This is a genomic window from Mesorhizobium sp. M0496 (genome assembly GCF_040321205.1).
GTDB lineage: Bacteria > Pseudomonadota > Alphaproteobacteria > Rhizobiales > Rhizobiaceae > Mesorhizobium.
This window is the reverse complement of record NZ_JAMYRC010000015.1, coordinates 28,038-51,880: the sequence shown is the minus strand read 5'-3', so window position 1 is coordinate 51,880 and position 23,843 is coordinate 28,038. Positions and strand designations below refer to the sequence as shown.

The following is a 23,843-nucleotide window of genomic DNA, read 5'->3' as shown; positions in this document are numbered from 1 at the left end:
AGGGGTTCGATGAAACTGCATTTCGAACCCGATCTCGACTACCAGAAGCTGGCGATCGAGTCCGTCGCTGATTTGTTCCGCGGCCAGGAGATCAACCGCACCGAATTCACGGTGACGCGCCGCCCGCTGGCCGAACGCACCGGGCAAGGCAGCCTCGATCTTGGCGGCTTCCTGGGCGCGCAAGGCGAACTAGGCCTGGTTGAAAGCGAACTCGGCATCGGCAACCGCCTGACGCTGCTCGATGACGAGATCATCCGAAATCTGAACGACATCCAGCTTCGCAATGGCCTCGCGCCGTCAACGGCGCTCACCTCCGGCGACTTCACAGTCGAGATGGAGACCGGCACAGGCAAAACATACGTCTATGTGCGCACCATTTTCGAGCTGAACCGGCGCTACGGCTTCACCAAGTTCGTGATCGTCGTGCCTTCGGTCGCGATCAAGGAGGGCGTCTACAAGACGCTTCAGATCACCGAAGAGCACTTCAAGGGCCTCTATTCCGGCCAGCCCTTCGATTATTTCCTCTACGATTCCGGCAAGCTGGGGCAGGTACGCAATTTCGCGACCAGCCCGAACATTCAGATCATGGTGGTGACGGTCGGCGCAATCAACAAGAAGGACGTGAACAACCTCTATAAGGACAGCGAGAAGACCGGTGGCGAGCGCCCGATCGACTTGATCCGCGCCACACGGCCGATCCTGATCGTGGATGAGCCGCAAAGCGTTGATGGTGGTCTTGAAGGCCGCGGGCGTTCGGCTCTCGCGGAGATGAACCCGCTCTGCACGCTTCGCTATTCGGCCACCCATGTCGACAAGCACCACATGGTATTTCGCCTCGATGCGGTCGATGCCTATGAGCGCAAGCTTGTTAAGCAGATCGAAGTTGCGTCGATGGAGGTCGAGGGCGGGTACAACAATACATATGTGCGCTTTGTTTCGGCCAGCAACGGCAAGGGACCAGTGACGGCGCGCGTCGAGATTGACGTTCAGGATGGCAAGGCGGTGCGTCGCAAAGAGGTGGTCGTTCAGGACGGCGACGATCTTCAGGAACTGACAAAGCGTGCCGTGTATGCCGATTGCCGGATCGGCGAGATCCGCGCCGCGAAGGACAGCCAGCTCCTGGAAGTAAAGCTTCCGGGTGGCGAAACCTTCCTCTCACCCGGCGAGGCGGTTGGCGATGTAGACGCGGACGCCATGAAGCGACTGATGATCCGCCGCACGATCCAGGAGCATCTGGAAAAAGAGAAACGCCTCGCGCCGCTTGGCATCAAGGTGTTGAGCCTCTTCTTCATCGATGCCGTCGAGCACTACCGGTCGTATGACGAGGACGGCAATCCGACGAAGGGCAAATACGCCCGAATCTTCGAGGAAGAGTACCGCCGCGCAGCGAAGCTCCCGGAGTTCGTGAGCCTGTTTAAGGAGGTCGATCTCACCTCGGAAGCCGAGGAGGTTCATGATGGCTACTTCTCGATCGACAAGGCGCGGCGCTGGATCGATACGGCCGACAATAACCAGGCAGGCCGGGACAACGCCGAACGCGCCTACAACCTGATCATGAAGGACAAGGAGAAGCTGCTGGGCTTCGAGACCAAGCTTAAGTTCATCTTCTCCCACTCGGCCCTCAAGGAGGGCTGGGACAATCCGAACGTCTTCCAGATATGCGCGCTCCGCGAGATGGGCACGGAACGCGAGCGTCGCCAGACGATTGGCCGAGGCCTGCGCCTCTGCGTCAATCAGCAAGGCGAGCGGTTACGCGGGTTCCAGGTCAATACGCTGACCGTCGTCGCCACCGAAAGTTACGAGGAGTTCGCCGAGAACCTGCAAAAAGAGATCGAGAGGGACACCGGCATTAAGTTCGGGATTGTCGAGAAGCACCAGTTCGCCGCCATTCCAGTGGCGAAGGCTGATGGCTCAACGGGCATGCTGGGATTCGACGTATCCGCCGCGATCTTCGAGCACTTGAAGACGCAAGGTTTCGTTGACCCGAAGGGTAAGGTTCAGGACACGTTGCGCGCGGCGCTCAAGGACGGCACTTTCGCTTTGCCGAAAGAACTCGAAGGGCATGTTGCGGCGGTTCGCGAGCTGCTGAAGAAGGTCGCCGGCAAGCTCGATATCAAGAACGCCGACGAGCGCGTCGTCGTCAAAACACGGCAGGCCATTCTGGAAAGCGCGGAGTTCCAGGCGCTTTGGGATCGCATCAAGCACAAGACGACCTATCGCGTTCACTTCGACAATGAAAAGCTGATCGCCGACTGCGCCAAGGCAATCGCCAACGGCCCGCCGGTTTCCAAGGCGCGTGTCCGGATCAGGAAGGCCGATCTTTCCATCGGCCAGGGTGGCGTTGAAGCCACGGAGCGCGACAAGAACAGCGGGATGATCGTCACGATCGAGGAGGGTGACATCGCGTTGCCCGACGTGCTCACCGATCTCCAGGATCGCACCCAACTCACGCGCAAGAGCCTTGTCCGCATCCTCATCGAGTGCGGGCGGTTGAAGGACTTCAAGCGCAATCCGCAGGCCTTCATCGAGATCGCGGGTGAAGTGATCAACCGCACCAAGCGGTTGGCGTTGGTCGATGGGATCAAATACCAGCGGATCGGTGACGAGCACTACTACGCTCAGGAACTTTTCCAGCAGGAAGAGCTAACGGGCTATCTGAGGAACATGCTCAAGGACGCAACGAAGTCAGTCTTCGAGCACGTTGTCTATGATTCCGGCGGCGTGGAACGGACGTTCGCGGAGCAGCTCGAAAAGAACGAGTCGGTGAAAATCTACGCCAAGCTTCCGGCGTGGTTCAAAGTGCCGACGCCGCTGGGTACGTACAATCCCGATTGGGCGGTGCTGGTGGAGGTCAGCGGCGAGGAGCGTCTCTATTTCGTGATCGAGACGAAGGGCAGTTTGTTCACCGACGATCTTCGCGATAACGAAGCGGCGAAGATCATGTGTGGCGAGGCTCACTTCAAGGCGCTTGAGATCGATCCGAACCCGGCCCGCTATATCAAGGCAACGAAGATCGACGACCTGATGGAGCGTTGTTGACTGACTGGCATACGCGATCTATCCCGACACGCGGCGACTAGTCATCGAGGATGCCGGGCAGCGTACGATCTACGACACCGCCGATCACGTTATTTCGGGGATCGCCCAGGCGCAAAGTAGGGATGAGACACTGACACTACGCAGCCAAAACGGCCTTGTGCGGCTCTCGGACCTGAAGAAGGTCGATGCTTAAGGCGTGGCCCTATTAATGCCTCGCGGTGATGCTCCCGCCCGGCGCCACTCATCGCAGCGCGAGGCGCCTAAAGGCGTCCTTCTTCTCCCTTTTGCGTTCCCACCGCCGCTCCGTCTGCGGCACGCTCCAGGGCTACCATTTTCTTGACCAGGGCCAGCAGATCGCGCTTGGTGCCGTGCGGCAGGGACACGACCTGTTGTGCTAGTTCCATGCTGTCGCGCGCTTCCTCCGGCGTGCCGCCCCATAGATGCGGGGCAGCGCTGAACAGCATTTCCATCGGCATGAATCCGAGGATCTCGCACAGGTGGATCATCCTAGTTACGTGCATTTTTGAGAAGGCACGTTCATAGCGGCCATAAACCTGCATCGAAAGGCCAAGCAAGGGAGCAAGCTCCGCGCGGGTCAGAACCTTGTCCTCGCGCGCCTTGCGGATGAAGGTGGCAATTCTTTCATCGATCTCGCCTAGGGTTTTGATGCCTTCGAACCCCGGACGGCGGAAAATAGGCTTGTCGATCTCGGGATCGATCGTCTCAACCAATTCCATTTTGTTTTTATAAGCGTCCATATCCTTAGCCACGTCCTCTCCCTTCTTGCCTTTTTCCAGTCGCGGGCAGGGCGACGACCTCAATCAAACATTCAAAACGGGATTGACCCAAGTACGCCCCGGCACTTCCTTGCACAGCGATTTTCCAGAAGCGGGGAGTGAGGACAGCGCTTTCCGCTACTCGCAATAAACGACCATCAGGGCCGTGTTGCGCTCGCCTTGCATGGTTCTTTCTGGCGGAAGCCTGCATTCATAACGCCCTTGAGCTGGCGCGGGGATAGGCACAGCCCACTGAGAGAAAATCAGCGCGCCCTGGCTGCAACCATTCGCCAAGTACCCGGTTCGCCCTCGAACACAGCTTCGACAAGTTTTTCCCCATCGACCCACCCCAGATGCGCCAAGAGTTCGCACGCGATAGAATCTTTGCCGAGACTAATACATCGCTTCACGGTAACCGTCGATCCGGTCCCGTGCATTGAGATATCCCAATTGGATAAGCGAAACAGCTCGCCTTTGGCAGTTTCGTCAGACGGCCGGATGGCCGCACCGAGAGCGGATTCCCTAAGTCCGTTCAATAGGGAAGCGGCCTTTGAGCCTTCACCAAAGTCGAAGCCTTGGCTACCGACGAACGGTGCGGCGTAGATGCCAATAAGGATACCGATCGTCATCCCGAGCAGGAAGCTTCGGCCGCCCACGGATCAATAGCCGTTGTCTCGGAGAAACTGGTCGATGGCCGCCTTTATAATCACCGTCATCTTGATGTCGTTGTCGAAGGCGGCCTTTTGCAGTCGCATCTTCATGTCGTAGTCCAGGGGGCAATTGACGTAGTGCTTGGCTTCCCGCTCGTGCGCTCGCTTCAGGTCGCGCAGGCGATAACGCCCTTCCTCCTGAGACAGAGCACGTTCGATCGCTTTGCTCTTGCGCTCTTCACCGCTCGGGTTTGGCAGACTGCGCCGCGGCCGTTCCCTTGTCACATCCGTTTCTGAAACCAGCGCCGCTGCTGGTTCCCTTGCAGCCGTTCGCACCTCTGCCCCTACCGACACAGAGGCTGGTTTCATTGCGGCTTTGGATATGGCTGGCTTCGGCCGTCGCGGAGCGATCGGAAAGTCAGAGACGGACAGTTTGCCTGGTTTAGACATTTCCCACCTTTTCCCGGTTTGCCGCGAGATGGCGATCGAGCTCGGCCACAAACGCCGCAATCTCCGCGCGACCCTTCATGACGGGGTCGGTCAGCTCAAGCATCTGCAAAGTGCCGAGGCCGTTACGGATTTCGCGGTAGCAATTTCTTTCGGTGAGCTCGGTATCCATCAGCGTCGATTCATAGCCATTGTCGCGAAGATTGGCGATGAACGGACGGATCAGCCTGTAAGCCTCGAGCACGCGGCCCGGAAGGGCGATGCGCGTCACCACGTTGACGTGGGGAATAGTGCGCCCCTCCCTGTCGCCAATATCCGCCGTGATGGTGGCGGCTTCGCCGGCCGCCTTAATTTCATCCTGGTTCGGCTGAATTGGCGTCAACACCAGGTCGGAGTTGCGGATGATCGTATCGCGGATAACGCTGTCGATGCCCGGTGAGTCCATCAGGATTACGTCATAGACGCCGTCTTGGTCGGCCAGCACGGTTTCAATGCTTCGCTGCGTTGCCGCGCTGTGCAGCTCGATGTTGGCCGGAAGATTGTCCTTGGCCTCACATCGCTTCCACCATTCGGCGAGGTTCTGGCGCGGATCGGCGTCGATCAGAAGAACCTTCTTTCCCTGAATAGCGTACTCGCCGGCGACGAGGATAATGGCCGTCGTCTTCCCGGCGCCGCCTTTTCCGCTGATCGCGCAAATTCTTCGAGGCATGTCTGATCCATCTTTTGACGCCCCCCAAAGCCGAACGCGGCGGACCGTCGCCACGCTCATGCATCCTGTTGGGCAACTGCATTTCCAAACGAAGTGAATGCTTGCGTTCGCATGGCGTTTTTACACGATGCGATCACGCCTCACCATCGTAAGGTGTGATACTTCAATCACACCTTACGTTCACATCGTAACGTAATGGCATCATGTGACAACATCGTGTGAACAAGTCGTGTGAAACTGGAATGGTGCACGCGCTAGCGTTGAGCAAACCCTGGAGCCCTCGCCAGTCGACGCAATTTTCCCTCATTTGGCCAAGAGACCGTCAGCGCCGCCGCAGGCCTTGCCGCTCCCTTTGTGGTGAACCCCGGATCCGCGCGACAAAGCGGTCCTGGAGGTGAACCCCGGAGAGCGTTTTAACGTTTGCTGAGCAGGGGCGAAGGCCCTGCTCAGGGTCGCGATAAAGTCGAGTGGGCCTCAGTTGGTTTTATGGGATTTTATTTCACATCTGTTAAAGGTGGCAGGGTCGCGATAAAGTCGAGTGGGCCTCAGTTGGTTTTATGGGATTTTATTTCACATCTGTTAAAGGTGGCAGGATACGGAAAAATGTGCGACATTTTTCCCGACGATCGAGGAACAAAGCCCTCGATGCCTGCCGCAAGCGCCAGAGAGGGGCCAGGCCAATGGACGACGCGAAATTCGAGGTCCGGCTCGAGCCGGACCGGAAGGGTCGAATGGTGCATGCCCGCGTCGGCGCGGACGAATATGCGGCGATCGAAAAGGCTGCCAAGGCGGCCGACATGACGGTTTCCGGATTTTTCCGGTCGCTGATCCTCGAAGGCGCCGGCGTCCGACCGATCCTGACTAAGGATGATCGGCTCGTCATGGCGCTGCTGCTGGAGGACATGCGCGCGATCGGCGTGAACCTGAACCAGGTGGCGCGATCAATAAACAGCGGCAAGAGCGTTCACCCGAGCGAGCTCGACATCAATCTTGGCAACGTGCAGCGCGTCCAAGCAGCCGTTATGACGGAGTTGCGATCGCTGGCGAAGCGCGCCGGCTATAAGCGGCGAGGGGAGGGGTAAGGGGTGGAGATCTTCTTCGGCGCCTTCACGAGCGAATGGGAGCAGCGGCGCGCGGCGTTGCTGCATGAGCTATCGCTTGGGCCAAAACGCCGTTCGTCGGCCGAAGACGAAATGAAGCGTCGATTGAAAGCGATGGCCGGGTTAGGCGGCGGCGGTGGTGCTGGTGGCGGCGGTGGCAGCCTGCCGAAAATGCAGCGGGCGGCCGCCAGGCCGATCTTCGCGGCCGAGAAGCGGGCAGCGGAAGCGTCCCGTCCAATAGAAGCGCGGCTAGCGGCGGTGGCCCAGGGCGGCCAGCCCGCGGTTGTCAAAATGGCATCCTATGGCGGCGGCGCGAGGGTAGGGGCGATGCTGAATTATGTGTCGCGCGGCGGCGAACTCGCCGTCGAGAACGAGAACGGCGAGCGCATCAGCAGTCGCGAGGATCTGGCGCGGTTGCGGGGAGACTGGAACCATCTGTTCCAGAACCGCGCAGAGAGCCGCGATATCGGCAGCTTCACCGTAGAGATTGCGACTGCGGCGGTTTCGTCAGATGAGGCGATGCATGAGCTGGTCAGGCATAGTTTGACGAGCGCATTCGGCGATCGCCGCTACGCTTACGCTGTCACGCACCAGGCCGACGGCGCGCTGACGGTTCAAGGTGCGGTCGTGCTCAGAAGCGGGCAGGGGGAGCGGCTAACTGGCGACGACAAGTCCGCCAGCATCATTCAGGCGCGATACGAAGCCAGCGCGGCCGCGCAGGGTGTGGCTGCTCGGTTCTCGTTCCAGGGCTACGGCAATGGTGTCGAGTATGGCGCCAGCAAATTGCGGAGCCTGGTCGAACGTCATGACGGTAACGTTCGCGACGACCGCGGCCAAACCGTTGGTGACGAAAAACAAGCTGGCGATCTGGTGCAAAAGGAATGGCGCAGTGATCTGCACAGCCGCAAAGGCCGCGACGTAATGCACCTGATCATGTCAGCCCGGGCCGGCACGAATGTCGAGGCGTTTGAAAACGCTGCACGCGACTTCCTTGCCGAGCAGTTCGCCGGTCATCGCTACGTGTTTGCCATGCATGATCCGGCCAATGATCCGAAGGAAGAAGGGGATGGAGGCAAGCGGCCACATGTCCATGCGCACGCGATCATCACCATGCGATCGGAATCGGGTGATCGGATCGAGACGACCCCTCAGGTGTTTCGCGAGTGGCGGGCCACAATGGCCCAGATGGCCCGGGCGCAGGGAATAGCGATGGAGATGACCGATCGTCGCGAGTTCGCCAGTCCGCCCGCCTTTACCCGCAATCAGGTGAGGCCGGTGAGCAGGGAAGGGCGGACCGAGCACGTCGGGACCAGTGAGGCGGCACAGGGACGGTACGATGCCAAGCGGCGCGGACGGCGCAGTCTGGCGAAGGCTGAGAGAAGCCGAGAGTATGCCATAAAGGCAACGCAGAGTTGGGAGAAGATTGCGCTCGCCAGCGGCGATCGGCGTATTGTCGCTTATGCAGAACAGCAGAGGGATCATTTGACAGCAAGCCTTTCGGCAGGTCAGGCGGAAGCGAGCGCAAATGTCGTCCATGCAGATTTCGGATCAAAATTCCGCGCCAATCTGGTAACCTTGCAGAAAGTCGTTTTGGAGGGCCAGGAAATGCGCGAGACAACACGAGCAGAGTTTGAAGCATATGAAAAGAAGGTCGAGACCGCCTTGTTCCGGCTGGAGCGGAGCGTCGGTCCGAGCGAGCGAGAAGACTTTGATGACGTCGCGTCTGTCGCCCGCGAGCATGTGAACGGCCGGCGCGAGCTGATGGAACTTTACGAGATGAAGGGCCAGGCACAGGCGGAGCAGGGAACTGTGACCGAGCGAGACGAAAGCCGGAAGCGTCGAGACGATGCGAATGACCAGTGGGATGCGGCAGTCGCCAAACACGGTGAGGCGGTTGTCGAGGCGGCAAATGACCTTCTTATGGACATCGAAACCGGTCGCGAGGGTTTGGATAGGATTGTGGCCGGTGAGCTTTCCAACGATCCAAGGGTATTCCGAGCTGATATTGAGCGCGGACTGGCTCGCGCGGCGGAGCTTGCCGTCCAGGGCAACACCTATATGCGCGAGGTAGCCGAGAAAGATCCGGAGCTTAAGCGCGCTATCGAGGCGGCAGAGCAGACCCAAGAGAGGCCGGCAGAAGAGCAGAGCAAAACCCTTGCAAATGTCGATGCCGTGACCGAACAGCAGCGAGATCCTCGCCCCGGGGAGGCCGAGCGCCCGCCGGACGAACCGGCCGAGCAGGCTCACGAACTGGCGTCGACCGTAGATGCTACAAATCGGCTGCAGGATAAGTTAAACAGGGACAAGGAGGCCGCACAACGCGGCGGCGAGACAACGCGGACTGATCCGGCGCAACAGCATATTCCTCGCCTCGAGGAGTTGGAGCGCGAGGAACTAGAAAGAAGGGAACGCGACCGCGACGACCGGGACCGTTAGAGGATCATGTTTAATCGACAGGATTACGTTTACCAGAGCAGCGACCCGAAGGGTGACGAGGGGTTTGGCAAGGTATTTGCTATCGTCATCTGTTTCGTTTTCTTCCTAGGTGCACTGCAGGTTGCTTATGAAACGGTGTCTGGCTGGTACCAAAGCTTCATGCAGTGGGGCGGCGAGATGCTGGCTTTTTTGACCGGCTTTTGGCCGTTCTGATAGTTGCGGGCCCCTGGCGCTCAAGTCTTATGCAAGGATAAGAAAATGGCAGACGAACCGAACCGGGATCCGACTGCTGACGAAATGGCCGGTATGCAGTGGTGGAATTCACTTACCGAGGCTGAGCGCGCGGACTGGCTAGTCCGCGCGCAATCGGCAGTGCCCGCCGAGGCTTGGGCAGCATATAAACGTCATGGCGCGTATGACAGTCATCCGCGTCGCCACGTCCCGCTGATCAATTTGTGACGGCAATTGAGAGCGACAACCCGCCGAGCTTACAGCCAAAAGGAAAGTCGGCGGCCCATCTTTCGATGAGCATTGCCTGAACCCGCCGACCTGCGGATTGCCAGTGGCCCCGCGATTCGCAGCTTTGCCGGAACGAAGGCGTGCCGTCTAGCAATGTAGGCGTGTACAGTTCCAGGTGCGGAAGTTTTCAAGACTCTGCCTTAAACCGCAGCTGCCGGCCGATGATCCCGAGTATTCCGTTCTGTGGACCTGCTTCTTGCGCGATCCGACTTTCCGCCATACGAAAGCGGAATAGCAATAGGAGTTGATGAATGACCGAAGAGAACAATCGTCAGAACGCGGAATTGATGGAATTGACCGCGGATATTGTCGCGGCGTTTGTCCAAAATAACGCAGTACCCGTAGCAGGCCTGCCCGACCTTATTTCTTCGGTGAATTCCGCTCTCGTTAGCCTAGTCAAGCCAGCTGTAGTTGAGCAGCCAACACAAACCCCGGCGGTCAATCCGAAAAAATCTGTGTTTCCCGACCATATCATTTCCTTGGAAGATGGGCGCAAGTTCAAGTCGATGAAACGGCACTTGGGCTTGCTTGGCATGACGCCTGACGAGTATCGAGCCAAGTGGGGGTTGGCGCGGGACTACCCTATGGTGGCACCAAGCTACGCCGCACAACGGTCAGAGCTGGCGAAGTCAAGCGGACTTGGTCGCAAGGCGGGCGCAAAAATGCCCGCCAAGAAGGCGCCAGCCAAGAAGGCACCAGCCAAGCGGGTGAAGGCCTAAAGAAGACCCTGCCTCAGGCAAGCGGGCTCGATGCGATGACGCGTCAATCTATTGCCGTAGAGCTTGAAAGCGCGGCCGATCGCATCGGGGACATGTCACGTGCGGATCTGCAGATTATATTGCGTCGAGCTGCATTGATGCTCAGAAACGTGACAGGCGTGCCGCTGGAACCGGCAACCGAGGATTGCGCTCAACTCGATTGCTGCCGAAATGAAAGTCGGCAGATCATACTTAATTCAAGTCATCTTGCGCGAGTGGCTCGAAACCAACGCCTATCTGCCGGTGCGCGAAATCGATGAGGACGGCGAAACGGACGGGAGCGCTTAGCTTTCGTCTCTCCAGATAACCCGCCGTTCCCATCTGATTTCGACCAAGCGGCGGAAACGGACCGTCACCTATTCCTGACCGACAGGATGGAACAGTTCAGCGCTCATTGATTCCTTGCGACCGCATTTTTCGCAGCGGACTTTTGCCCGCACCTGCTCAATGGTGACATTGCCAATGACCTCCCGAAGCTCCAGCGGCTTATAGAAGCGCTTAATGTTGCAGTGGCCGCAGCAAATACGGGCCACCTGCCCCGCGTTGTGAGCATGCATCAACGTCCATGGGGCACCTCGTGGCCATTTTTCTGGTTGTTCAGGCATGCCTGTCAATGAGGAACATATTCCTCCGTCGTCAAGGCCTCGCTTGACATTTTGTTCCCATTTTGTTCACTGTTGGCCGGATAGCAACAGGAGGCACAGATGGACCTGCTTTTGCGCATCAAGGATGCTTCACTTGAGGAGATTTCGCGTGGCCGTTCACGATGCCATCGACGCGCTTGAGAAGTCGACCGATGAGCCGACACTACGCTGACACCGATGCGCAGCCGAGGTCCCTCGCCTGCCAGGATCGATCGGGAATGGCCTTATTAGGTGGCTCTGCCGGATGACCTGTGCACAGGACACAGCTTCGCGTTGATCCGCACGTTTTGCCAAAACCGCGGACTGAGCCCATTGGTGAGACAGGTGCAGGCGATATGGCCGGACCAGAAGTATGAAAACTGGCGCCTCTACTGCTTCGCCGACCAGGCGTCCGCACAAGCGTTCCTTGACCACTTCGCCGGCGTGATGTTCGATCCAAGGCGCGACCGGGAAAACGGCAAGGCACGTGGTGTCTGGCGCCGGTCGGGCGAGTACAAGAGAATTCTCGATCTCGGGCCGATGAGCGTCCCCGAGATCCTGCGCACCTGAGGCAACGGCATGTGCAATCTCTACAACATTGCCACCAGCCAGGAGGCCATTCGCCAGTTGACTCGCGCCTTGCGGGACATCATCGGCAATCTTGACCCGTCGATCGATATCTATCCCAACCAATTTGCCGCTAATCCTCTTCGTGGAAACCCTGCGTCGAGGCCTGCCGCAGGTCTTCCTCGCCGCGCAGGTGCTGGATGCGGCCGATCAGCCCCGGCTTGACCCATTTGTTGGGTGCTGGCCCGGCATGTTCCTGGACGCGCAGCAACAACGGCCAAACCGCTTAATTCTCCTCCCGGAATCCTGCAGCGATGCGTGGCGCAACTTGTCTTCGCCCCGTAGGTGCTTGACGTGGCCCTTCGGACCCGGCTTGACCCACGTTGTCGCCTGCCGCTTCACCCCCTTAGGGGCCGGCCCGGCGTGCTCCTGAACGCGCTTCCACAGCCGTTCCCGCATTTCACGGTTCAGCGTGATGAAAGCGGAGCCGACATACTTGCGGGTGCCTGGCTCTCCCATGAGGGCGAAGGCGGGCTTGCCCCTCTCCCGCTCGACGCCGAGCAATTCGAGGTCGCTCACGGTATAGCTTTTGGTCTTCAGCCATGCCGCCGTGTTGCCGCTGCGACATTTGCTGCCAAGTCGCTTCGACACTATGCCCTCAAGCCCCGCCTGGTCGACCAGATAGAAGATCGCATTGGCGTCGCCGCCCGGCATCGTCTCGCTGAACTGGATGCGGCTGTCGGGCTGGATCAGACCGAGCAGGATCTCGCGCCGCTCCTCGACGCCGAGGTCGCGCAGATCGTGGCCGTTGAGGTGCAGCAGATCGAAGGCGACGAAGTAGAGGTCATGCTGTCGTCGCGTGATTGCTCGCCGAAGCGCGGCGAAATCCGGAAGGCCGGCATCGTTGGTGACGATCGTTTCACCATCGACGATCGCCGTCTCGACATCGAGCGCCTTCGCGGCTTCGACCAGGTCGCGATATTTTTCAGACCAGTCGAGGCCCCGCCTGGTGTAGATGCGAACATCCGGGCCGTTGATGACGATCTGCGAGCGGTAGCCGTCGAGCTTGACCTCGTGAATCCAGTTATCCCCCTCGGGAGGCTTCGCAACCAGGGTCGGCAACATCGGTGAAATGAACGCTAACCGGCCAGTGCCGGCACTCACTTGTTTAGGCACAGGATCGAGTCTAGGCCCGCACGATCTGGCGGCTAGGGGAACGGAACATGATCATTTTATTAAATTAGCACGCAATGGGCGGCGTCTTGAAAGCAGCTGGTATAGGCTCAGCGGAAACGCGCGAAATGGCCACGCAGCCACGGTCCAATCTGGCACGGTTCGCTAACGATGTGGTCCGTGGCCGGTGGGCGGCGACAACCTTGTCACCGATGAGCGGGGCTATTGTCGGGTTCATTAGAGATTCCCGGACAGGCCGGCGCTAGACTATCCATTTTTCTGTTCGCGATTTGATCTCCCTTGTCAAGCCGCCAGCTGGACTTACGTCGGCAATGGAAGCATTGTGGCCCAGGGAGAGGCGACGTGGGGCGACGTCCACCGGCACAGAAGTGGGACATCCAGCAGGCTAAAGCACAGTGGCAGGGCATCTGCTATCTTGGCTGGCGGCGGAACCCTAAGTGGCTTGCTGGCCCTGGAAACTGCCCATCCCTTGTAGGCAGCAACATGAAGGGGAGCATGCATGGGTGATCCTGATATCCAGATCCCAAAGGGACGCATCATTTCCCGACGTACGCCGCGTTCGATCGCATCTATTGCGTATGGGGCCCTCGCTTTCTTGTTCGTGGCCGCGACCGGGGCAAGCTACTTCAATGCATCCAATAGCGCGTTCGTAATCAATATCGTTCTGACAGCCGGCTTATTTTTCATCGTATTGGGGTTTGACAGAATCGCGAGATCAAAAACGCCCTTCTGGCGCGTCGTCGGCAACACGTTGCTTTCAACAGTTCTCACTGCAGTCGCCATACTCTTCATTACGATCCTGTATTACATCCCCACTGGCAAACCACCGGCGCTAAACAGCTGGTTCCGACCCGGCTTTAAGGTCGAACAACCGAAGGACGTGAATTTCTCATCGACGTCGATCAGCTGGATTGCCACAGCGTTGGCGGATGAGCCCAAAGCAGACGTCCAAGACAGGTTTGCTCGCTATCGATCAGATGTGGTTGGCCTAGGGCCTCAAGTTGTCAGCAAGACAGTCAGTTGGGACCCGAACGTTAGTGACAACACTACAATTGAAATCGCCCTTAGAAAAAAAGGAGAGCCCGAATTTCGGGTACTCGCTCCTGACGTACAAGTACAATCCGGATCTTACCAGATAACTGGCCTACCTCGTGGATCTGTTTATGAAGCTCGCATTGTTGCATATCAACAAGGTGTGAGGTCAGAGCCAGTAATTAAGTGCTCTGGGGTGGCCGCTGACGAAACTCTTCTGGATGAGCAGCCATTGTTCCCCGGGTATCTGATCTACTATACTGGTGATATCGGGTGTAACGGAAAACTCAATGGCGCAGCCAAGCTAACATATGAGCGGGTCAGTTATCGAGATATGCTCGCAAAGAAGTACAGCATCGTTCCCCGCTGGATTTTTTCGGGACAAGTCAAAGACAACAGACCAGCTGGCGTAGGCAAGCTAATGGCTGATGAAAATGAATGCCTACACTCAGCGGGATGTCGGTCCACCTGTAAAGGCACCTTCGAACAGGAAAACGTCGCCGACGGCGAATGTCGGATGGAATTCACAGGGCTTATACTCAATTCAAAAGGCCTGTCCAATGATGGAATAGGAACGATATACAATGGCGGCGAATATCTTGGTCAAGTGGGAGAAGAAAATGGACCTCATGTCTATATCGGCCCATTCAAAACCACATTCGAAGGCCCAGGGGTCTTGCAAGCCAGGGATACCGACTATTCGGCCCTGTACGTTGGCCCTTGGGAGGGAGGCCGACTTGGGATGGCTGGACGATTTGTAGACAACACTGACGCCGGCAATCTCAGCCGGTACAAGGTCGATCTGCTGCTCAACGGTTGGACCATTGACCAGAATGACTGTCAGTTTTCGGCAGACTCTGGAAAGCAAAAAAATGGACACCAAAGAGTGTTTCTCGACTGTCTGTGGATCGCGGTTAGCTCCACAAAGGGTGGGTTCTCGCTGAGAAGATCCGACGACGGTAAAGGATTCATAGGCAGTCTCCGAATTGATGGGGAAGAATTCGATATGAAGACAACTTATCCGTCCGATGAGAGCCTCTGTTTTCACGCAGATGAATTCAATGTGGGTGAGAAGGTTGCCTCGACTGATTGGGAACTAAACTGTGACGCCCTTAATCGCTCGTGCAGTCTGGAAAATCTCGCTGCGACAATTGAATACAAAGCTAACTATCCCATGGGTGCTTCACCCAGATTGCAGGTCTTTGCTAAAAATGGAGACATCTCCAAAGCAATGATCAATGGGATTCCGCTACAGCCTTGGACGAGTAACCCAGAGGACGAGGTTTCCATTACCCTTGGTGCTCTAATCACCCTTTCAAGGATGTGTGGTGGCGGAGAAATCTCGATGTCGAACCTCAAAGAGACTGTGTCAGATCCTTGCCGAATTGCCGCGGTTATGTTCGCGCGGCTTATGCAGTGCGACATTCGTTTAAGATGACCACCAACAAAGTTGGACAGCTACTACAAAAGTCTGTGACGTTTCCCAAGCTCGGATCTTACGCGGCAAGGCAGGGATGGGCGCGGGCTAGTCGCAAGAACAAGCGTTATGTGTACCGCAAGAAGAGTGCATGGATCTTAATCTAACACTATACAATTCTTGAGTTCTGGATTAAGTTCTTAGCAGGCGTGTGCGGTTTTTGGGGGCTGGGCCATGAAAAACAAGCGAGGGATGCCGCGCAACGAGGCCGCAACGAGAGTTGATCATGCCTACGCCACTGCTCCGCGACGCAGACCCCAACAGATCGAATTCGCCGGCGCCACGCCAGCAGGGCTAGCGATCCAGGGGATCGAAGTGTGCCAGGCCATCCAAAGCGTCGAGAACTCGGTGACGCTGATCGCCGACAAGGCGACGCTAGTGCGGGTCTATATCAATCAAGCGAGTGTTCGATCCGCGACAAAACTGCGGGGTGAAATTACGCTGAGGACAAGCGAGCAAGGACCGGCCACATACGTTCCTGCGATCAACGAGCTGGACCTAGACCCCGTAGATGGGACAACGCTCGTGGACAAGCGTGACACAATGGCCGCCAGTTTGAACTTTCGCCTGCCGGCCAGCTCGACCCGAGCGGGCAAACTGATGGTGGAAATCAACCGCGTGACACAGAAAGGAGGCGAGGATCAGCCTCTGACCGGCACGCGTATGACGTCTGCCACTTTTGTTTCAGCAGCACCTCTTCGAATTCGCTGCTTGGGGTTGCGATACCGCGATGGAGCGACCGGCAAGACACACACGCCCGATGCAGTGCATTTCACCTATCTGCGCTCCTATCTTGAGCGCGCCTATCCGGTGCCCTCGGTCATCTGGTCACAAGTCGTCGTAGACGCCGACTTCTCGGCGCCTTTCAGTGACGATACGGTCGTGCAGGCCAACATGCAGATTGCCGCGATCCGCAGCTCGGATGTGAACAGCGGCGTCGATCCGCGCACCCACTATTTCGGCCTGGTCGACGACGCCAATGGCGCGAACTTTATGCGCGGCCGTGCGATGGGTATTCCGGCAATGCCGCAGCCCGATACGGTTGCATCGGGGCCGTGCGGAGTTCCAAATGGCTTTGCTGGCGACAATGATCTCTCCTATGCCGACTGGTACGGCGCCCACGAGTTGGGCCACACTTTCGGCCGGTACCACCCCGGTTTCCCGGCGGGACAGCAAGATGCGTCTGATCCCGCCTTTCCGTATCAAAATGGGCAGCTTTCCAACGCGGACCGAAAATATGTCGGGTACGATCTGGGCGATGGGGTCCTCGGCATGCCGTTGCAGGCCCTTTCCGGGACTGACCACCACGATGTCATGACCTATGCGGATCAGCAGTGGATCTGCGCCCACACATTTGAGGCTATCCGGATTCGACTGAAGGAAGAGGACGAACAATTTGCACCCGCCATCGCCTGATTTCACAATCGGCGGCGGGGCGGTGTTGCGGAAAGGATTGTGCGATGGCTGACAGTGGAAGCGACACATTTGCTCACGTGATTGCCAGCATCGACACCGCCAGTGGAGAGGGTCTGATTCGCTATGTGCTTCCTGCGAAGATGCGTACGAGCTCCTCTGAACAAGCTGGCGCAAATGTCAAAGACGAAGGAGTAAGGCTGGTCCTTAAGGACGCTGCCGGAAAAGAGATCGGCCGAGTGCGTCCCGAGTTGCGGTTCGAGGCCTGTCAGGACGACGAGAAGCCACATCGCGCGATAATCCAGCAGGATATCGACGTCACCGGTACGTTGTCGCAAGTCGATCTGGAATTTAAGGGAAAGACGCTCGACGCCTTTCGGCCGGAACCCGCGACCCGGGCCGACCAGCAGTTTCGCGAAACCGCAACTTTCGGTCTGCCCATTCCAGGCGAGCCGGGCAAGCTCTCGTTGGGGACGCCGAAGGTCGAGCAACGCAGCGGTGTGAGCTACATGATTCAAGCGAAGCCCGACAATGCCGATCAATGGCAGACGCTGGCGGTTGGACAGTCGACTCCCGACTTTGTTGTCGACAAGAACCAGTTTCCGGGTGCGTCGTCGGTGGAAGTTCGAATTACGCAGAATGCCGGGTTTAAGAGCCGAACCGTGGATAAGCGGACGATCAAGCTGGAATGAACGCACGTCTGCTCTGGCGGCCTGCCAGTAGGTGAGTGAATGGGATTTGGGAGGGGGCAGCATGTTCATTCGGCACAACGTATGGGAGCTTGGCGGCGACTGGGCGGATCCGATCCTTTGGTATGCGCGCGCGGTCGCCGCGCTGAAACCCAAAGCCCTCAACGATCGCACCAGCTGGCGATTTTGGGCCGGCATGCACGGCTACCATCAGGGTCTCTGGGAATTCCACGGCTATAAGGCATCTGGCGAGCAGCTGCCCGCTAAGACCGATTTCGATCGGTTCTGGCTCCAGTGCCAGCATGGAAGTTGGTACTTTCTGCCGTGGCATCGCGGGTACCTGATCGGGTTCGAGAAACTGATTCGCTCCACGGTCAAGGCACTCGGAGGGCCGGACGATTGGACCCTGCCCTACTGGAACTACTTCAAGTCTGGCCAAAACGGATTGCCGCGCGCGTTTGCGGCGAGAGATTGGCCGGATGGGACAGGCAACAATCCCCTTTTTGTCGAACAGCGCTGGGGCCCGGACCCCAGGCAGCCAGGCAACGTCTTCATCCCGCTCGAGGCGGTCAATCTGGACGCGATGACCGTTTCGGACTTCACCGGCGTGGCGAGCGGGGGTGATCCTGGTTTCGGCGGAGTCGACACGGGTTTCGAGCACAGTGGCGGGACACACGGTGACCTCGAGGGTCAACCGCACGACCAGGTGCATGGCCTTGTTGGCGGGGAGATGATGTTTCCCGCTGCGAGCCCCAGACCTTTGCCGGGACTTATGTCGGCGCCGCAGACGGCTGGCCTTGACCCGATCTTCTGGCTGCACCACGCGAACATCGATCGATTGTGGCAAGCTTGGAATTCGAATCACCCGGATCCAGCAGAAGCCAGGTGGAAGGACGGGCCTGCCAGTATCGGCCAGCACGCCTTTGTCGTTCCGCTGCCCGACGGCTCGCCGTGGCAGTTCACTCCAGGGCAGATGTCTGATTTTGCGAATTTGGACTATACTTACAGCGATTTCTCGCCGGCAGATGCACTGATAGAGGCGGTTGCCGGCGTGACAACGGCCTTGCCCGGAGTGATTGCAATGCCCCAATCGAAAGGAACAAGTCGGGACGCAACCGTCGAAGTGATTGGCGCCAGCGAACACTCGCTTGTCGTAGCAGGGAAAGGCGCCGAGGCCTCCGTTCCGCTAGATCCCACGATGCGGGCGAAGGTCGCTGGAAAACTGACCGCGGGCCCCGCGCCTGGCGCGAAGGCAGAGAAGGTATTACTCAATCTCGAGAACGTCCGCGGCTATTCCGATGCTACCGTTCTCCAGGTCTATGTACAGTTTCCGGGAAAAGGCAGCGCCCCCTCCGTCGAACGACAGGTCGGCAGCATCGGGCTATTTGGCATCACCAAGGCGACCGAGCCGGACGACGGGCATGCCGGAAATGGTTTGTCCTACGTGTTGAATATCACGAAGGCCTATTCGGAGTTCGCTGGTTCGGGGGACGCCGATCTCGCTAAAATTGGAATCCGGCTGCAGGCGGTTGCGCCGGTCCAACAGTCGGCCGACGTCCGTGTCGGCCGCATCAGCATCGTGCGTCAAGGCGAATGACAGCTTCCTCATGACCCCCGCTGCCTACGAGCGATTGCAGACTCGCATTCCCCTTGCCGCGGTGGCAATCGCCTCCTGGGCAACCATAGTGGCAGGGTCCGAACAGCGCAAACTTGGAGCCTTTTGCAGCACCGATTTTTGGATTGAGCTTTCGTTCGACAAGCTCGCTTTTGCTGTGACGTTTTATTCTCCCGCAAATCTCGTGGGAGAATGGCTGCTCATGGTCGCGGCAATGATGATGCCGATGCTCGTGGGTGCTGTTGGGCACATCCGCGCGAGAAGCCTGCCGAGCCGGCGCCTGCGGGCACTAGTGCTTCTTATGATCGGTTACTGGACGATCTGGTTTGCCTATGGATTTCTCATCGTGACGACGATGCTCGCATTTCGGGTGATGCAGACAGCACCGATCGTCACTGTCGCGTTGGTGGGAGCGGTCGTTCTTTTCTGGCAATTCTCTCCTGCAAAGCAATTCTGCCTGAACCGCTGCCACAGCCAGCCGTCTCTTGCTGTGCATGGGATCAGCGCCGATTTGGATGCTCTCAGGTATGGCGTGATGCAAGGGATCTGGTGCTGCGGAACCTGCTGGGCCCTGATGCTCATCCCTTTGGCGATGCAAAGCGGGCACCTGATAGCAATGGCGGCGACCAGTGCATTGCTGACAGCGGAGCGCTTGGAGAAACCTCGGCGTCCCGGCTGGGAAATACGATGGCCTTCGACGATCTTTCGTCTCGTGCGGTTTCGGCTGAATGTTTGGCGGTCAATCTGCCGCTACAAGGAGATTGATTAGCTTCGGATTTATCTGCCTAGAACACGCGGGAGGAGCCCTGTGGATGAGCAAGGGATTGATCGATCTTCGTCATCTGCGGCGATTCATCAACAAGGCCAACGGCGATGTTTTTTGATGAACCTACCTTTGTGCACGATGCGGAGACGAATTGCTCGAGAAGACCGTCAAGGGAGCGATGATAGGAATGTTTCCTACATCGATCGAGCTATTCTCTTGAAACAGAAGATGTGGCGAAGGCCTAAACTTCGAGAAGAACATAAATTGCGAGAAGAACTTGCAACTGCTGACGACAACAACGACCCTGCTGCCACGGTGCACAGTCAAATTCAGGCCTGAAGGTTGATGGGGACCTCGGCGCCTAACGGTCAAAGAGAACGAGGTGTCATGGGGAAGAAGCGCGCAGCCGTTGTGATCGGCGTCAACAAGACAGGCGAACTGCCTACTTTGCAAGGCAGCGCCGCCGGTGCGGAAGCCGTAGCAGAGTGGCTCAAGAAAGAAGGGTTTGACCCGGTTCAGATCTTCACGGATGTGGACGCAAACGGCAACAACAAAGAGGTCACTGCCTCTATGTTAAAAATAGCCGTCAGAGACATCGTTCTTAAGGGAACCTATAGCCAGCTCGTTATTTTCTTTTCGGGACACGGCTATTGGAAGAACGACAACGAGTTTTGGCTCCTGACGAACGCACCGCAGGACAGCGAAGAGGCCATCAGTTGGACGGAAACCGCCGAACTCGCCAAGGGATGCGGGATTCCGAACGTCGTCCTAATTTCGGACGCCTGCCGCACGCCGCCGGCAACGACAACGGCTATGCGCATCAGGGGCAGCGTGCTCATTCCAAACACTGACCAACCCGGCGCACGCAGCAAGGTCGACAAGTACCTTGCCGCAGTCGTTACCAATCCAGCGTATGAACTGAAACTTGTTGGCGATGATAAGAAGACCAGTGTTTTCACGTATTGCCTGCTGGACGCTTTCTCAGAGCCCGACGCAGACACGGTCGAGCAGGTTACAGAGGCAGGCGAACAGATCTCAGTCGTACCAAACCGCAGGCTTGCCATTACCCTACAACGGCGCGTGCCCGAACTCCTCCAGTCGATCAATGCTAAGTACGAGCAGGTTCCGGATGCTGAGGTCCTGTCGGATGGCGATGCCTATATCGCGAGGGCCGGCCCGGCAAGGGCGCCACCCGCAGACGGCATCGCGGTACCTTCGCGACAACCGATCACAATAAGGGATGTCGGCACGATCAAGCTCTGGGAAAAGCTCGGCACGCCGATGGACGTCTCTCTCAAGACTCTCGATGCGATCAAACGGATAGCGAGAGACAGTGGGTTTGAAGCTGCTGTCAACAAAGCGGCTCCCGTCGAATTTGTAAGGTCTTTCGAGACACAAACCGGGCTAGCCGTTAGGGGAGCTGGTATCGCCGAGGTTGCCGTCGGCGAGGACGCCACGGCAGAGATCTTTGAGATCGGTACCACGACGAGCCCAGGGATCGCGCGGCTTCACATATCATCGAACATTACCAATATCGGTATTCGCTTCTCCAATGGCCGCGGTACCGTTATCGCCGGACTGCCTGGTTACATCGCGCACGTGACGGTAGACGGAAATGCAGTGGTCAACATCAGTTACGTGCCCTCCGAGAACAACTACAGATGGAAGCCATACAGCGACCGGCGAAAAGCCATCGAAGAGCTGCGCGCAACCACAGCGGCGGCGGCTGGCAAAGGCGTCTTCAGGCTGAATGACAAAGCGAAAGCCCAGGCCTTCGCTCGCAAATCGCGCACCGACAAAGCGCTCGACCCATCTCTCGGCATCTATTCGGCCTACGCCTATTCGCAAGCCGATGATCGAGAGGCCATAATATCGGTGCTGAAGTACATGTACGAGGACCTTCAAGCTTCGATTTTTGACGTCGCACTGCTGGCAGGCGAACTGAGGGCAATGACAGACAGCGGTGTGGCGATTGCGCCATTCTGCCCAATGCTCACACAGGGGTGGAACCTGCTTCGCCTCCGAAATGTCAAGCTGCCGAGGGTCATTGCCGAAGCGCAGGACGAGTTGGAAGCGGCACTCTGGACTACATTCAGACCTTCGCGAGCAGACAAGATCATGAGCGCGATAAAGAGGGGAAATCGAAATGAGATTGATGCTCGTTCACGGCCGTAGCCAAGGCGGCAAAGTGCCAGCTGAACTTGAGGCGACTTGGATGGGAACGCTCCGCAAAGGGCTCAAGCAGGCAGGGCTTAAGTTCCCGACCAATGTTGAGGTTGACTTTCCGTTCTATGCGGATCGCCTCGACGACTTCGTCAAGGACTTCGAGCTACCCGCCGATCCGGCTTTCATGCCCAAAGGCAGCCCGGTGTTCGATGAGTATGCCGCCTTCAAAGCGCAGGTTGCCGATGAGATGCGTGCTCGCCTCAATATCTCGGACGCCCAAGTTCAAGCAGAGGCCGGTGATCTCCCGACCGAAAAAGGACCGCAAAACTGGGCATGGGTACAGGCGATCGTTCGGCTGCTCGACAAGCATCTGACGGGTGTGTCGGAAGGTGCGATCGAAATTCTCCTGCGGGATGTGTTTTTGTACTCACGAAAGACAGCGGTCAGAAGCGAGATCAATAAGATTGTCGCGAAAAGCCTCAACAACGACACGACTGTTGTCGTTGGGCACTCGCTTGGAAGCGTCATCGCATATGATGTGCTTCGTGACGCCAGTGGCAAGCCCCCCCTATTTGTGACGGTTGGCTGTCCACTTGGCATTCGGGCGATCAGGTCGGCCCTGGGAACGTTAACCAACCCGGCCGGCACCAGAGGATGGTACAACGCCTACGACTCGCGTGACGTGGTTGCGCTCTATCCACTCGATTCGGATAATTTCGACGTCGATCCAGCTATTACGAACAATGGCACGGTAAACAACCAAACGTCCAATCGCCACGGCATTGTCGGCTATCTCAATGATCGGAACGTTGCGCATGCCATTCGCGAAGGCTTCGGCTGAGCCGGCTCCAAGAAGACACGGGAAGCGATCGCTCACCAAAAGGGGGGCGATACGCGCGACCTCGCCGACTTAAAGCCGCAACCTGTCAAATTGATAGTCACTCTGCCTATCGTATGGGCGAACGGCAGATGTATGAGCTGATTAAAGACATCAGCTCTTTGAAAATGGGGACGTGCATGTTTTCGGAAGCATCGTGCTGTCCCACAGGGCGTCACACAGCCGGGGATAAACAGGCTCGAAACTGGTTGACGGCCAACAACATCCTACAACCATCTGTTGAGCAGATCGAACTCAGCCAACACGACAAGCATGCCGAATTGCGAATGCTCGGCTCCGACGACGTCTAGGTCGAACACATCATCCCGCAGATGGCATCGCGCAGGACCGGAAATTGATGTGGTGATTAAATTCGGTTTTGATTCAAGCACCTTTCCATCACCGAGGGGTCGGGCGCGAAGTGTTCATCTTTTTATTGGCATTCTAATTATTGGGCTGTTGCGCGGTTATTTTAGAGCCTAAGTTGGCGAAATAAATACATCAAAAGGGGGACACTCACATGACGCATGCACTCAATCTGACTCTGAAAATTAGGCAGGACGAGACAGCGAAAGCCACGCTGGCGAAGGTCAAGGCTGACTTCGCTACGAAGATCCAGCCAATGATTGATGCCGCCCTGCGCGAGTCCGAGGTTGTCCACTTTGCCCGGGTTCTGGTGATCGACGATCTGTATCTGCAAGTGTTGACGGAATATGACGGCGATCACAAAGCCTACACGGATTTCTTCCGCGAAAAGCTGCCGCAGGTGTTCGGCCTGCTATTTTCGCTAGCGGAGACGCCGATCGATCCGGCGGCGCTGGAAGACAGCAATAAATTCTTTGAATTCTCCAAGGGGTTGCAGGTCCGGGCACTCGGCGACGCGACGGACGGCGACAAGGACCAGGATGGCCACGTCGCGGGCTACTTGTTTTCCGCCTTCGGCGACCGCACGGTCAGAGAGATCAAACCGCTGCTTTCGGATTAGGTTGC

At 57.7% G+C, this 23,843-nt stretch carries 22 protein-coding genes and 2 pseudogenes; 18 read left to right on the top strand and 6 right to left on the bottom strand.

The genetic code is table 11. The features are described 5' to 3' along the window. Nucleotides 1–9 precede the first annotated feature (9 nt). Nucleotides 10–3,039: a type III restriction-modification system endonuclease gene (locus tag NKI73_RS15450; RefSeq protein ID WP_352631086.1), complete on the top strand. Its 3,030-nt coding sequence runs from the start codon at nucleotides 10–12 to the stop codon at nucleotides 3,037–3,039. 260 nt (nucleotides 3,040–3,299) lie between these two features. Here NKI73_RS15450 and NKI73_RS15445 read toward each other — a convergent pair whose 3' ends face one another. The 4 genes from NKI73_RS15445 to NKI73_RS15430 form a co-directional block, all read right to left on the bottom strand. Next, entirely contained in the window at nucleotides 3,300–3,809 is a 510-nt protein-coding gene (locus NKI73_RS15445; RefSeq protein ID WP_352631084.1) for a helix-turn-helix domain-containing protein, read from the bottom strand. 269 nt (nucleotides 3,810–4,078) lie between these two features. Next, complete coding sequence (locus NKI73_RS15440) at nucleotides 4,079–4,444, bottom strand: hypothetical protein (protein ID WP_352631083.1); 366 nt, start codon at nucleotides 4,442–4,444, stop codon at nucleotides 4,079–4,081. Nucleotides 4,445–4,474: 30 nt separating this feature from the next. Then, the gene (locus tag NKI73_RS15435) at nucleotides 4,475–4,915 is read right to left on the bottom strand and encodes a hypothetical protein (RefSeq protein WP_352631081.1); all 441 of its coding nucleotides are present in this window, start codon (nucleotides 4,913–4,915) and stop codon (nucleotides 4,475–4,477) included. After that, nucleotides 4,908–5,621, bottom strand: a complete 714-nt coding sequence (locus NKI73_RS15430; RefSeq protein WP_199202458.1) for a ParA family protein — start codon at nucleotides 5,619–5,621, stop codon at nucleotides 4,908–4,910. Before NKI73_RS15430 ends, NKI73_RS15435 begins: the two co-directional genes overlap by 8 nt. Before the next feature lie 680 nt (nucleotides 5,622–6,301). Between NKI73_RS15430 and NKI73_RS15425 the strand changes: the two genes are divergently transcribed. The 6 genes and pseudogenes from NKI73_RS15425 to NKI73_RS15400 all read left to right on the top strand — a co-directional run bounded on the left by NKI73_RS15425 (nucleotide 6,302) and on the right by NKI73_RS15400 (nucleotide 10,722). Further along, the gene (locus NKI73_RS15425; RefSeq protein WP_352631079.1) at nucleotides 6,302–6,703 is read left to right on the top strand and encodes a MobC family plasmid mobilization relaxosome protein; all 402 of its coding nucleotides are present in this window, start codon (nucleotides 6,302–6,304) and stop codon (nucleotides 6,701–6,703) included. 3 nt (nucleotides 6,704–6,706) lie between these two features. Next, the gene (locus NKI73_RS15420) at nucleotides 6,707–9,157 is read left to right on the top strand and encodes a relaxase/mobilization nuclease domain-containing protein (protein WP_352631077.1); all 2,451 of its coding nucleotides are present in this window, start codon (nucleotides 6,707–6,709) and stop codon (nucleotides 9,155–9,157) included. A 6-nt stretch (nucleotides 9,158–9,163) separates the two neighbouring features. Beyond that, on the top strand, nucleotides 9,164–9,370 hold the full coding sequence (locus NKI73_RS15415) for a hypothetical protein (protein ID WP_352631075.1): 207 nt from the start codon (nucleotides 9,164–9,166) through the stop codon (nucleotides 9,368–9,370). A gap of 45 nt (nucleotides 9,371–9,415) precedes the next feature. Further along, the gene (locus NKI73_RS15410) at nucleotides 9,416–9,616 is read left to right on the top strand and encodes a hypothetical protein (protein WP_352631073.1); all 201 of its coding nucleotides are present in this window, start codon (nucleotides 9,416–9,418) and stop codon (nucleotides 9,614–9,616) included. Nucleotides 9,617–9,927: 311 nt separating this feature from the next. After that, complete coding sequence (locus NKI73_RS15405; protein WP_352631072.1) at nucleotides 9,928–10,395, top strand: Ros/MucR family transcriptional regulator; 468 nt, start codon at nucleotides 9,928–9,930, stop codon at nucleotides 10,393–10,395. A gap of 35 nt (nucleotides 10,396–10,430) precedes the next feature. Further along, nucleotides 10,431–10,722 (top strand): annotated as a pseudogene (locus NKI73_RS15400) (hypothetical protein). Nucleotides 10,723–10,790: 68 nt separating this feature from the next. Here NKI73_RS15400 and NKI73_RS15395 read toward each other — a convergent pair. Beyond that, nucleotides 10,791–11,048 (bottom strand): hypothetical protein, encoded by a 258-nt coding sequence (locus tag NKI73_RS15395; RefSeq protein WP_352631070.1) that lies wholly within the window; start codon nucleotides 11,046–11,048, stop codon nucleotides 10,791–10,793. A 345-nt stretch (nucleotides 11,049–11,393) separates the two neighbouring features. On the opposite strand from NKI73_RS15395, the gene NKI73_RS15390 reads away from it, so the two are divergent. After that, the gene (locus NKI73_RS15390; protein WP_352631068.1) at nucleotides 11,394–11,627 is read left to right on the top strand and encodes a hypothetical protein; all 234 of its coding nucleotides are present in this window, start codon (nucleotides 11,394–11,396) and stop codon (nucleotides 11,625–11,627) included. Between the two features lie 9 nt (nucleotides 11,628–11,636). After that, a pseudogene (locus tag NKI73_RS15385) lies at nucleotides 11,637–11,750 on the top strand (SOS response-associated peptidase); the annotation flags it as partial. 84 nt (nucleotides 11,751–11,834) lie between these two features. On the opposite strand, the gene NKI73_RS15380 reads toward NKI73_RS15385, so the two are convergent. Then, on the bottom strand, nucleotides 11,835–12,749 hold the full coding sequence (locus NKI73_RS15380) for an ATP-dependent DNA ligase (RefSeq protein ID WP_352631066.1): 915 nt from the start codon (nucleotides 12,747–12,749) through the stop codon (nucleotides 11,835–11,837). Nucleotides 12,750–13,317: 568 nt separating this feature from the next. Between NKI73_RS15380 and NKI73_RS15375 the strand changes: the two genes are divergently transcribed. From NKI73_RS15375 to NKI73_RS15335, 9 genes are all read left to right on the top strand, one after another. Further along, nucleotides 13,318–15,288, top strand: coding sequence for a hypothetical protein (locus NKI73_RS15375; RefSeq protein WP_352631064.1), 1,971 nt, complete (start codon nucleotides 13,318–13,320; stop codon nucleotides 15,286–15,288). A 213-nt stretch (nucleotides 15,289–15,501) separates the two neighbouring features. Next, nucleotides 15,502–16,743 (top strand): hypothetical protein, encoded by a 1,242-nt coding sequence (locus NKI73_RS15370; RefSeq protein WP_352631062.1) that lies wholly within the window; start codon nucleotides 15,502–15,504, stop codon nucleotides 16,741–16,743. A 44-nt stretch (nucleotides 16,744–16,787) separates the two neighbouring features. After that, on the top strand, nucleotides 16,788–17,432 hold the full coding sequence (locus tag NKI73_RS15365; RefSeq protein ID WP_352631060.1) for a hypothetical protein: 645 nt from the start codon (nucleotides 16,788–16,790) through the stop codon (nucleotides 17,430–17,432). Nucleotides 17,433–17,493: 61 nt separating this feature from the next. After that, a complete protein-coding gene (locus tag NKI73_RS15360) occupies nucleotides 17,494–19,026 on the top strand; it encodes a tyrosinase family protein (RefSeq protein ID WP_352631058.1) in 1,533 nt (510 codons plus the stop codon). A 10-nt stretch (nucleotides 19,027–19,036) separates the two neighbouring features. Next, nucleotides 19,037–19,813: a copper chaperone gene (locus NKI73_RS15355; RefSeq protein ID WP_352631057.1), complete on the top strand. Its 777-nt coding sequence runs from the start codon at nucleotides 19,037–19,039 to the stop codon at nucleotides 19,811–19,813. A 384-nt stretch (nucleotides 19,814–20,197) separates the two neighbouring features. Further along, nucleotides 20,198–21,985, top strand: a complete 1,788-nt coding sequence (locus NKI73_RS15350; RefSeq protein WP_352631056.1) for a caspase family protein — start codon at nucleotides 20,198–20,200, stop codon at nucleotides 21,983–21,985. After that, entirely contained in the window at nucleotides 21,957–22,817 is an 861-nt protein-coding gene (locus tag NKI73_RS15345; protein ID WP_352631054.1) for a hypothetical protein, read from the top strand. Before NKI73_RS15350 ends, NKI73_RS15345 begins: the two co-directional genes overlap by 29 nt. A gap of 128 nt (nucleotides 22,818–22,945) precedes the next feature. After that, entirely contained in the window at nucleotides 22,946–23,164 is a 219-nt protein-coding gene (locus NKI73_RS15340; protein WP_352631052.1) for a hypothetical protein, read from the top strand. Between the two features lie 209 nt (nucleotides 23,165–23,373). After that, nucleotides 23,374–23,838 carry a hypothetical protein gene (locus NKI73_RS15335; protein ID WP_352631050.1) on the top strand — a complete coding sequence of 155 codons (465 nt, stop codon included), beginning with the start codon at nucleotides 23,374–23,376 and terminating at the stop codon, nucleotides 23,836–23,838. Nucleotides 23,839–23,843: the final 5 nt, after the last annotated feature.